The following is a 9,079-nucleotide window of genomic DNA, read 5'->3' as shown; positions in this document are numbered from 1 at the left end:
GATGCGCGACCCCGGGGCCGTGCCCCTGGCCACCGGGTACCCGGCGGAGCCGTTGCGGACCGACGGGCGGGTGGCCGCCGCTCTGGCCCGGGCCGCTCGCCGGCCGGGGGCGTGGGACCCCCCGCCGCCGATGGGCATCCGGGAGCTGCGCTCGTGGTTCGGCCACGAGATCGGCGTGGACCCCGACGACGTCCTGATCGTGTCCGGAGGCCAGGCCGCCCTGTCGGCCACGGTGCGCGCCGTGGTGCCGAGCGGCAGCCCGGTCCTGTTCGAGACCCCCACCTATCCCGGTGCCCTGGCGGTGGCTCGCAGCGCCGGCCTGGTGCCGGTCCCGGTGCCGGTGGACCGCGACGGGGTTCGGCCCGAGCTCCTCGAGCGGGCCTTCGCCACGAGCGGAGCGCGGCTTCTCTACATGCAGCCGACGTATGCCAACCCCGACGGCCGGGTGCTGGCCGAGGAGCGCCGAGGCGACGTGCTGGCAGTGGCGGCCGCGGCGGGGGCGTTCGTGGTGGAGGACGACTGGGCCCGCTGGCTGAGCTACGGCCCGGTCCCTCCCCCGCCGTTGATCCGTGACGACGCCGACGGTCACGTGATCACGCTGACCTCGCTCACCAAGACCATCGCCCCCAGCCTGCGGGTGGCAGCAGTCGCGGCGCGGGGACCTGTGCTGCAGCGGGTGGCCGCCATGCGCCTGGTCGACGACCACTTCATGGCGCGTCCGTTGCAGGAGGCGGCGGTGGACCTGGTGACCAGTGCCGGTTGGCCCGGCCACCTGCGCACGCTCCGCGCCGGGCTGCGGGAGCGGGTCGACGTCATGTCGGTGGCCCTGGCGCGCCACCTGCCGGAGTGCCGGTTCGTGGTCCCGGAGGGCGGCCTGTCGATCTGGTTGGAGCTGCCGGCCGGCGTCGACGACCTCGAGGCGACCGACCGGGCCCTGGCGGCGGGAGCGGCGGTGCTGCCCGGGCGCATCTTCGAGGTGGGGGAGGCCGAGCCCGCCCACCTGCGCCTCTCGTTTGCGGCTGCCGAGCCCCGGATGATCGAGCGGGGCGTGGAGGCGTTGGCCCGGTCACTGCCTGTCCTACTGTCGGGTGATGGACACCGTCGCGGGTAGGGGAGCGGTCGTAACGGGAGGCGCCAGCGGGATCGGGCTGGCCACGGCGCGCGAGCTGGCTCGGCGCGGCGCCCGGGTGGTGCTGGGCGATGTCGAGGCTGAGGCCCTGGAGGGCGCCGTCGAGAAGCTCCGGGCCCAGGGGTTCGACGCCCATGGTGTGTCGTGTGATGTACGCCGCCTGGACGAGGTCGAGAAGCTGGCCGCCGAGTCGTTCCGGCTCTTGGGCTCGGTCCACGTCGTGTTCAACAACGCCGGTATCGCCAAGGCGGGAGCCGTCTCGCAGATGACCCATGACGACTGGCGCTGGGTCATCGACGTGGATCTGTGGGGTCCCGTGCACGGAGTGGAGGTCTTCCTGCCCCGGCTGATCGAGCAGGGTGAGGGCGGGCATCTGCTGTTCACGTCGTCGTTTGCCGGGCTCGTGCCCAACATCGGGCTCGGGCCCTACTGCGTCGCCAAGTACGGGGTCGTCGCTCTGGCTGAGGTCCTGGCCCGGGAGGTGAAGTCCCACGACATCGGCGTGTCGGTGCTGTGCCCGATGATCGTCAACACCAACATCGGCACGTCCGAGCGCAACCGGGCCGCCGAGTACGGGGGAGCGGTGCGGGCGGCGCCGGCCGGTGGCACGCCTCCTCCGGCGGCGGGGGCGGTGCTCGATGTCGACGAGGTGGCCCGGCTCACCGTGGACGCGGTCGTGGCCAACCGGCTCTATGTCCTTCCTCACAGCGGGGCCCGGGGCTCGATCCGCCGCCGCTTCGAGCGCATCGACGCCACCTTCGACGAGCAGGCGGCGGAGGGCTGGGCCCACTGACCCGCCTAGATGGCGGCGGGCCCGGCGTGCTTCACGGCGCCGGCGCCGAATGGCTGTGCATCACCCGCCACACCTTCTCGGCGTTGAACGGGGGGTCGAGGTGCTCGACGCCGAAGGGCCGGAGGGCGTCGACCACCGCGTTCCACACCGCCGCCACCGATCCGGTGGTGCCCGACTCGCCGATCCCCTTGGCGCCGAGCGGATTCGTCGGGCTGGGGGTGACCGTGTGCTCCGTGCGCAACGACGGCATGTCCGCGCTCGAAGGGATGCCGTAGTCCACGAGCGTCCCGGTGAGCGGGTTGCCGGCCCCGTCGTAGACCACCTCCTCGAACAGGATCTGGGCCACGCCCTGGGCCAGACCGCCGTGGACCTGCCCCTCGGCCAGGAGCGGGTTCACCACCACGCCGCAGTCGTCGACGGCCACCAGGTCGCGCAGCACGACGCGCCCGGTCTGACGGTCGATCTCGACCACGGCCACATGGCACCCGAAGGGAAACGAGCCCCCGGACTCGAAGTCGAGCTCGTGGGTGAGCGCGGCGCCGCGCTGCGCCGCCTCGCTTCCGATCCGGGCCCTCTTGACCACCTCGGGGGCACCCACCAACCTTGCCGCCCGATGACCAACGACCTCCTTCGCCTCGGTGTCGTCGGGGTGGGCAACATCAGCCAGCTGAACGTGCCGGGATACCTCGGGGACCCGCGCTGTCGGGTGGTGGCCCTCTGCGACCCGAACCTCGACCGCGCCACGGCGGCGGCTGCGGGATGGGGCGTGCCCCGCGTCTACGCCACCCTGGAGGAGCTCCTCGCCGACGACGAGGTCGACGCGGTGGAGATCCTGAGCCCGACCCACCTGCACACCCCCCACGTGCTGGCCGCGGCCGCGGCGGGCAAGCACGTGTCGTGCCAGAAGCCGATCGCCACGTCGGTAGCCGATGCCAAGAAGATGGTCGAGGCGTGCCGGCGGGCCGGGGTGGTGTTCCGGGTGACCGAGAACTGCTGCCACTACCCGCCCCTCGAACGGGCCCGCCAGGCCGTGCGGGACGGGGCCATCGGCACGCCGACGGTCCTGCGGATCAAGACCGTCGTGGGTGAGACCGACTCCGAGTTCCAGGCCCAGCTCGACCCGGAGGGCTACACGTGGCGGTTCGACGCCCACAGCCCGGGCGGCCATCTCTTCGACGACGTGATCCACAAGTACGCCATGGCCCTCTGGCTGGTCGATGAGGACGTGGCGCGGGTCCAGTCCGTCGTCCGCAAGGGACCTCTGTTCTTCGAGTCCCCGGCGGCGGCGGTCTTCGAGTACTCCCGCCCCGACCTCCTGGGCCTGATGGAGGTGTCCCACGCCCCCGAGATGTTCATCCCCAGCGACTGGTACGGCGCCGACGAGTTCTTCGAGATCCAGGGCACGGCCGGATTCATCTGGGTGACGCGGCTGTCGGGCCGGCTGCTGGACCTGCCGCCGGTGTTGATCCGCTCCGGCCGGACGACCACGGAGGTCACCGACGTCGACGCCCGCTACGAGGTCAGCTTCCGGCGGGCCGCCGAGGCGTTCGTCGATGCCGTCCTGTCGGGGCGGCAGCCGGAACTGGACCCGGAAACCGCGGTCAAGACCCTCCAGCTCGCCTTTGCCGTCTACCAGTCGTCGAACGAGGGGCGGCCGGTGGAGCCGGCCGCCATCGACGGCTCGGTCTCGCCGTCGTGGTGGCCCAAGAGCCAGGAGGAGCTCCTCCGCGACGCCGCCGGCCTGGGGTTGCTGCCCGAAGGGGTGACCGTGGAGGACGTTCTCGCCTTCGTCCGGCCCGAGGCCGACTAGCGCTCGGCCTGATCAGGCCAGGGCGTGACGGTGGGCGTAGGCGATGGCCTGGCCCCGGTCGCGGCTGTTGGTCTTGGCGAAGATGTGGTTGATGTGGGTCTTGACCGTCGCCTCGCTGACATAGAGCTGGGTGGCGATCTCGCTGTTGGAGAGGCCGGCGGCCATCAGGCGCAGCACCTCGCCCTCGCGGTCGGTCAGGCCGTCCGGCAGGGTTGCGGGGGAGGGGGCCGCCGGCAGCGTCGCTGCGTCCACGAGGCGCGCCTGCACGGTCGGGTCGAGCACGGCCTGGCCGGCGGCGGCCGCCTCGATGGCCCGGTGGATGTGGTCCCTTCCGGCATCCTTGGTGAGGTAGCCGATGGCGCCGGCGCGGAGGGCACCGATGATCGACTGGTCGTCTCCGTAGGTCGTCAGCACCACCACCTGGATCTCCGGGTTCTCGGCGCGGATGGCGGCGGTGGCGCCGATTCCGTCGAGGACCGGCATGTTGAGGTCCATCAGGACGACGTTCGGTTTGGCGGTGGACACCACATCGAGGGCTTCCCGGCCGTTGGCCGCCGCCCCGACGACCTCGATGCCCTCCAGGGTGCCGAGCAGGGTGACCAGGCCCTCGCGGACGGCCGTCTGGTCGTCGACCACGACCACTCTCATGCCGGGACGCTGGCCCGCACCGTGAATCCGGGTCCATCCGCTCCCGCGTGCACCGAGCCGCCGAGCAGCTCGATGCGCTCCCGCATCCCGGTCAGGCCGAACCCGGCGCCACTGCGAGCCAGCGGGCCCGGAGTCTCGTTCGTCGTCGGGGCCCCGTTGGACACGGTGACGACAGTGGCCCGCGTCCCGAAGTCGAGCACGACCGAGATCGGCGCCCCCGGCGCGTGCTTGCGGGCGTTGGTGATGGCCTCCTGGGCCACCCGGTAGAGGGCCACGCCCACGCCTGCGTCGAGAGCACGGGGGGAGCCGGTCACCGAGAGGCTGGCACCGTCGTGGGTCACCAGTGACGCCAGCTGCTCCGCCAGCGCCACCGGCTCCTCGCGAAGGGCGTGCACCGCCTGGCGGGTCTCGGCCAGGCCGGTCACCGCCAGTCCCCGGGCCTGGCGCACCAGCTGCCGGGCCCGCTCGCTGTCCGCCCCGTTCTCCAGCACGGCGTCGGCCGCGTCCAGCTGCACCGCCAGGGCGCCCAGAGAGTGGGCCAGCACGTCGTGGATCTCCCGGGCGATGCGGTTCCGCTCCGCCAGCGCCGCCGCCCGGTCGCGTTCGGCGTCAGCGCGCATCCGCTCCTCGAGCAGCGACTCCGCCTGCCGGGCGCGGTCGGTGTACTGGCGGCGTGTCCGGCCGGCCATGAGCCCGGCCACGGTCGAGACGCCACCGGACACCATGAATCCGGCCGGGGCTCCCGAGACCGCCCCGGCCACGAGGACGGACACGGCGCCGACCACGGCCACGCCCAACGCCTCCGGTGTCTCGAGGCCGATCCCGGCTCCGAGGGCCGCCACGGCCGGAAAGGTGATGGCGATGGGAGCCAGGGCCGCCAGGCCTCCACCGGCGGCGGCCAGGACCAGAAGAGCCGCCCGGCGGGGCCGGACCCCGAGCCCGGTGTCAGGGCCGGCCAGCCACCCCGACCACGTCAGGCCCCCGGCCATCCATCCCGCCGTGGCCGCCGCCATGAGGAGGCCGACCGCCACCCGGTCCCCGGTACCTTCGGGGTGGACCTGCTGGGAGACTCCCCACAGGAGGGCGGCCAGTCCGGCCAGGCGGGCCAGACCCGCCCACCGGACGGTCCCCGGCGGCGTGCGGAACAGCGACGGGATGAGCACCGGCTCTGATGATCTCAGAATCTCAGACCGTCGCCAGGTGCTGGCGCAGTCCGCCCCGGGGGATCTCGACGCCGAGCTGACGGGCCTTCAGGTACAGCACGCCGGTCCGCAGGGCCACCTCGATCATCGCCATGAGCACGAACCCGGCCGCCCAGGCGGAACCCGACGTGATGTGGTGGGCGGCGCTGAAGCGGGCCACGCTGGCCTGGCCGCCGTTGGTCACCCACAGGGAGAAGCCCATGCGGGCGCCGATGCCCAGGACCCACAGCACCGCCGCCGCCAGGCCGGCCTTGGCGAAGGCGCCGGCTCCGTCCGTCCGGACACTGGTGGCCAAACCGGCGCCGACTCCGAGCTCGGCGCCGACCAGGGCCAGGCCCGCCTCGAGGAGGACGTCGTTGCCCGCCGTGGGGATCGAATGGAGGAACTGGCCGGCCACCCACACCGTCACGACGACGGGGAACAGGAGACGGGCCTTGGTGATCCGGTGGCCGCGGATCTGAACCACGACCAGTCCGATGAGGGCAAGGTTGAGGAGGTACTCGGTGATCGTCATGGGGCCAGTGTCCGGGACGCGGGCCCGTGCGCCATCGGCGCCAGGGTGGAGCGCCGGGTGGATTCCGGCTCCACCCGGTACCAGCTCACCAGCGGACTATTACCGACGTATGGCCTGGTGGGTGACGAAGCGGAACTGGTAGTCGCCTACGTCCACGGACGTGTCGGTGAATCCCACCGCCGCCAGGCGGCCGGGGAGGGCGTCGGGGTCGACGGGCACGAAGGTGTCGTCGATGTGGCCGGCCCGGATCATCTCCAGGTCGCGCGAGTCCGCTCCGACGAAGATCGCGCCGGGCCGCAGAACCCGGGCCAGCTCGGCGAACAGGCGGTCCTGATCCTCGCTCGAGGGCATGTGGTGCAGCATCGAGAAGCACGTGGCGGCCGAGAAGCGGGCTTCCTCCAGGCCGGCGGCGGTGGCGTCGGCGCAGATCACCTCCACGTTGGTGCCCGCCAGGCGTTCCCGGAGCGGACCGGCCAGGGTCGGGTCGATCTCGACGGCGGTCACCCGGCGGACCCGGGTCCGCAGCAGGTCCGTAGTGAGCCCCGGTCCGGGACCGATCTCCAGCACGTCGTCGCCGAGGTCGCCGGCCCCCTCCACCCAGGGCAGGAGATCGGTCTCCAGCATGCGGGCCCAGTCGGGGCTGGCCAGAAACTCGAGATGGCCCTTGTTCATCCCCGACTTCTACCGCAACCCGCGGTCCGCTCGCTGCGGACCGGGTGTCCGGCCTCAATGCGGTGGACGTTCGGGGAACCCGTCGCTACCTTCGCCCCATCGATCGCATAGAGCTGCGCCGGGCGGGAGCGGACGACGCCGCGACCGTCGCCGCCCTGCATGCCGACAGCTGGCGCCGTCACTACCGGGGCGCCTATTCCGACGCCTTCCTGGACGGTGACGTCGAGGCCGACCGGAAGGTGGTCTGGTCCGCGCGCCTGGCCGGCCAGGACGGGGGCACCTCGACCATCCTGGCCGAGGACAACGGAGAGCCGGTGGGGTTCGGGCACGTCGTGTTCGACGACGACCCGGTGTGGGGGGCGCTCGTCGACAACCTCCACGTCACCTACCGCCGCAAGCGGTCCGGCATCGGCACCCGGCTGATGGCCGCGGCGGCCGCCGCCGTGGTCGGACGGGGACGGGGCGGGCTCTACCTCTGGGTGCTCGAGCAGAACGTCGCCGCCCAGGCCTTCTACGACGCGCGGGGTGGGAGGCCCGCCGACCGGAGGGCGGTCAACCCGCCCGGCGGCGTTGCCGGGCGTCTCCAAGGCACCCCTCACGGCCTTCGGTACGTCTGGTCCGATCCCGCCGTGCTCGTGGATGGCCGGTCAGGTACCTGACGCCCTCCAGTGCCCCGGCCGGCGCAACGGCGGGGTCAGTGCCGTCCGCTCGTCTCCCCGGGCGGCGTCGATCTGGGGCTGGGTGACGAAGAGGGCCCCGGTGAGGTCGGCACTGCGCAGGTCGGCGTCTCTCAGGTCGGCGCCGAGGAGGTCGGCGCCCTGGAGCCTCGCCCCGCGGAGGTCGGCGGCGATCAGGCAGGCGTTGCGGAGGCTGGCCCCCCGGAGGTCGGCGCCGGCCAGGTCGGACCCGATCAGATCGGCGCCGGCGCGATCCTCGGACCGGCCGGGGAGGGAGCGGCGGAGGTCCTCGCTCACGGCTCGAAGCAGGTCTGCGGCCTCCCGCCGGAACGCCCGGACGTCGAGGTCGGCCAGGACGAGCTCGTCCGCGGCGATCCACCTCTCGACCTCGGCGCTCAGCTGCTCCACCCGGTCCCGCAGAGGTCCCTCGTCGAGGCGGCTCACCGCCTCCGTGGCGTACCAGGCCAGCTCGTGCAGGACGCGCATCACCGGGAACAGGGCCAGCATCCGCCGGGCCCCATCGGGCCCGTCCCTCCAGGTCCGGCCGCTGAAGGTCACCTGCACGAGGTGCTGGCCGGCGCCGAAGCAGTCGAACACCGCGCACCCCCGAAATCCGCGGTCCCGGAGCGAGTCGTGGATCCCGCACCGAAAGGGCTCGGTGAGGTGGGGGCAGGGCCGGCCGGCCGGCTTGGCGAGGGCGAAGTCCGCCGACTTCTCGAAGGCCGGGGCCACGCAGCAGAGTCCGGCGCATCGCCCGCAGTCGGCCCGCAGGCTCAGGCGGCGGTCATCCGTCGCCATGGTCACGGCCGCACCAGCTCGTCGAACTTCGGCACGGCCCGATCGTCGCGCCCCGTCGGCCGGGTCGTCGCCCGCGGCGGGAGCGCGCCGGGTCGGCGTGGTGGGAGACCGCGGTGTGCAAGGGTCGGAGTGGTGACGACGGTGAGGGCGGCGACGGTGGCCGACGCTGAGGCGGTGATCGGCCTGTGGGCCGCTGCCGCCGGTCCGACCCGCCTACCGAGCGACGCCGGAGCCGTCGCCCGCCTGTTGGAGCGCGACCCTGGCGCCCTGATGATCGTCGAGGCCGACGGCGCCGTGGTCGGAACCGTCATCCTCGGGTGGGACGGATGGCGGGCCCACCTCTACCGGATGGCGGTCCGGCCCGACCATCGCCGGGAGGGAGTGGGGCGCCTCCTCCTCGATGCGGCCGCCGCCCGGGCCCGGGCCGTCGGGGCCCGCCGCCTGGACGCCCTGGTGCACGACGGCAACGAGCTCGGCGCGGTGTTCTGGGCCCGCCTCGGGTTCGTGCGGGATGGCGAGGACCGGCGCTGGACCCGCCCGCTGTGACGGCCTGAGCGACCGTCACGAGCACTCTGATACCGGCGCGGCCGCCCCGAAGAGCTCGAGGCACGGCTCCAGACCGGTGATCTCGATGTCGTCGCGACGCCGGGAATGCCACGTCTCGCGGTCCAAGACGAAGTCCACCAGTCGGTCCGGCTTCCCCCGCCGCAGCTCGAGGGCGCCCTCCTGCTGGCGGTAGCCCAACGACCGCGAGACCCGGTGGGAGACGGTGTTGTCGGCCCAGGCGCCGCTGCGGGCCTCGGTGGCGCCCAGCCCCTCGAAGGCGAGGTGGAGGA

Annotated in this window: 12 protein-coding genes; 5 read left to right on the top strand and 7 right to left on the bottom strand. The window is 73.1% G+C overall.

Annotation, left to right across the window (positions count from 1 at the left end; all coding sequences use genetic code 11):
- Both VFW24_04735 and VFW24_04730 read left to right on the top strand, forming a co-directional pair.
- The coding region (locus VFW24_04735; GenBank protein HEX5266056.1) for a PLP-dependent aminotransferase family protein at positions 1-1,111 on the top strand (1,111 nt) is incomplete at its 5' end.
- Complete coding sequence (locus tag VFW24_04730; GenBank protein ID HEX5266055.1) at positions 1,092-1,922, top strand: SDR family NAD(P)-dependent oxidoreductase; 831 nt, start codon at positions 1,092-1,094, stop codon at positions 1,920-1,922. The genes VFW24_04735 and VFW24_04730, both read left to right, overlap by 20 nt.
- Positions 1,923-1,953: 31 nt before the next feature.
- Here the strand turns inward: VFW24_04730 and VFW24_04725 are convergent, their stop codons facing one another.
- Positions 1,954-2,505, bottom strand: a complete 552-nt coding sequence (locus tag VFW24_04725) for a molybdopterin cofactor-binding domain-containing protein (GenBank protein HEX5266054.1) — start codon at positions 2,503-2,505, stop codon at positions 1,954-1,956.
- 30 nt (positions 2,506-2,535) lie between these two features.
- Here VFW24_04725 and VFW24_04720 point away from each other — a divergent pair, with 30 nt between their 5' ends.
- A complete protein-coding gene (locus VFW24_04720) occupies positions 2,536-3,732 on the top strand; it encodes a Gfo/Idh/MocA family oxidoreductase (protein ID HEX5266053.1) in 1,197 nt (398 codons plus the stop codon).
- A 12-nt stretch (positions 3,733-3,744) separates the two neighbouring features.
- Here the strand turns inward: VFW24_04720 and VFW24_04715 are convergent, their stop codons facing one another.
- From VFW24_04715 to VFW24_04700, 4 genes are all read right to left on the bottom strand, one after another.
- Positions 3,745-4,380 (bottom strand): response regulator transcription factor, encoded by a 636-nt coding sequence (locus VFW24_04715; protein HEX5266052.1) that lies wholly within the window; start codon positions 4,378-4,380, stop codon positions 3,745-3,747.
- Positions 4,377-5,543 carry a histidine kinase gene (locus VFW24_04710; GenBank protein ID HEX5266051.1) on the bottom strand — a complete coding sequence of 389 codons (1,167 nt, stop codon included), beginning with the start codon at positions 5,541-5,543 and terminating at the stop codon, positions 4,377-4,379. Before VFW24_04710 ends, VFW24_04715 begins: the two co-directional genes overlap by 4 nt.
- 22 nt (positions 5,544-5,565) lie before the next feature.
- Positions 5,566-6,096, bottom strand: coding sequence for a hypothetical protein (locus tag VFW24_04705; GenBank protein HEX5266050.1), 531 nt, complete (start codon positions 6,094-6,096; stop codon positions 5,566-5,568).
- A gap of 99 nt (positions 6,097-6,195) precedes the next feature.
- Entirely contained in the window at positions 6,196-6,768 is a 573-nt protein-coding gene (locus VFW24_04700) for a class I SAM-dependent methyltransferase (GenBank protein ID HEX5266049.1), read from the bottom strand.
- Between the two features lie 62 nt (positions 6,769-6,830).
- Here VFW24_04700 and VFW24_04695 point away from each other — a divergent pair, with 62 nt between their 5' ends.
- Positions 6,831-7,427, top strand: a complete 597-nt coding sequence (locus VFW24_04695; GenBank protein HEX5266048.1) for a GNAT family N-acetyltransferase — start codon at positions 6,831-6,833, stop codon at positions 7,425-7,427.
- Here VFW24_04695 and VFW24_04690 read toward each other — a convergent pair.
- A complete protein-coding gene (locus tag VFW24_04690; protein ID HEX5266047.1) occupies positions 7,416-8,243 on the bottom strand; it encodes a pentapeptide repeat-containing protein in 828 nt (275 codons plus the stop codon). The two genes, VFW24_04695 and VFW24_04690, sit on opposite strands and share 12 nt — an antisense overlap.
- Between VFW24_04690 and VFW24_04685 the strand changes: the two genes are divergently transcribed.
- On the top strand, positions 8,232-8,789 hold the full coding sequence (locus VFW24_04685; protein HEX5266046.1) for a GNAT family N-acetyltransferase: 558 nt from the start codon (positions 8,232-8,234) through the stop codon (positions 8,787-8,789). The genes VFW24_04690 and VFW24_04685 overlap by 12 nt on opposite strands.
- 15 nt (positions 8,790-8,804) lie before the next feature.
- On the opposite strand, the gene VFW24_04680 is transcribed toward VFW24_04685, so the two are convergent.
- Positions 8,805-9,079: hypothetical protein (locus tag VFW24_04680; GenBank protein HEX5266045.1), on the bottom strand; the 275-nt coding region annotated here is incomplete at its 5' end.

This window comes from Acidimicrobiales bacterium (assembly GCA_036273495.1).
In the GTDB taxonomy this organism is placed as follows: Bacteria; Actinomycetota; Acidimicrobiia; order Acidimicrobiales; family JAJPHE01; genus DASSEU01.
The sequence above is the reverse complement of the archived record's forward strand: the minus strand, read 5'-3'. Positions and strand labels throughout refer to the sequence as shown.

Bases quoted from the DNA above. Each gene is read 5' to 3' on its own strand.
- VFW24_04705 (HEX5266050.1), bottom strand. From the start codon at position 6,096: ATGACGATCACCGAGTACCTCCTCAACCTTGCCCTCATCGGACTGGTC.
- VFW24_04730 (HEX5266055.1), top strand. From the start codon at position 1,092: ATGGACACCGTCGCGGGTAGGGGAGCGGTCGTAACGGGAGGCGCCAGC.
- VFW24_04700 (HEX5266049.1), bottom strand. From the start codon at position 6,768: ATGAACAAGGGCCATCTCGAGTTTCTGGCCAGCCCCGACTGGGCCCGC.
- VFW24_04715 (HEX5266052.1), bottom strand. From the start codon at position 4,380: ATGAGAGTGGTCGTGGTCGACGACCAGACGGCCGTCCGCGAGGGCCTG.
- VFW24_04720 (HEX5266053.1), top strand. From the start codon at position 2,536: ATGACCAACGACCTCCTTCGCCTCGGTGTCGTCGGGGTGGGCAACATC.
- VFW24_04690 (HEX5266047.1), bottom strand. From the start codon at position 8,243: ATGGCGACGGATGACCGCCGCCTGAGCCTGCGGGCCGACTGCGGGCGA.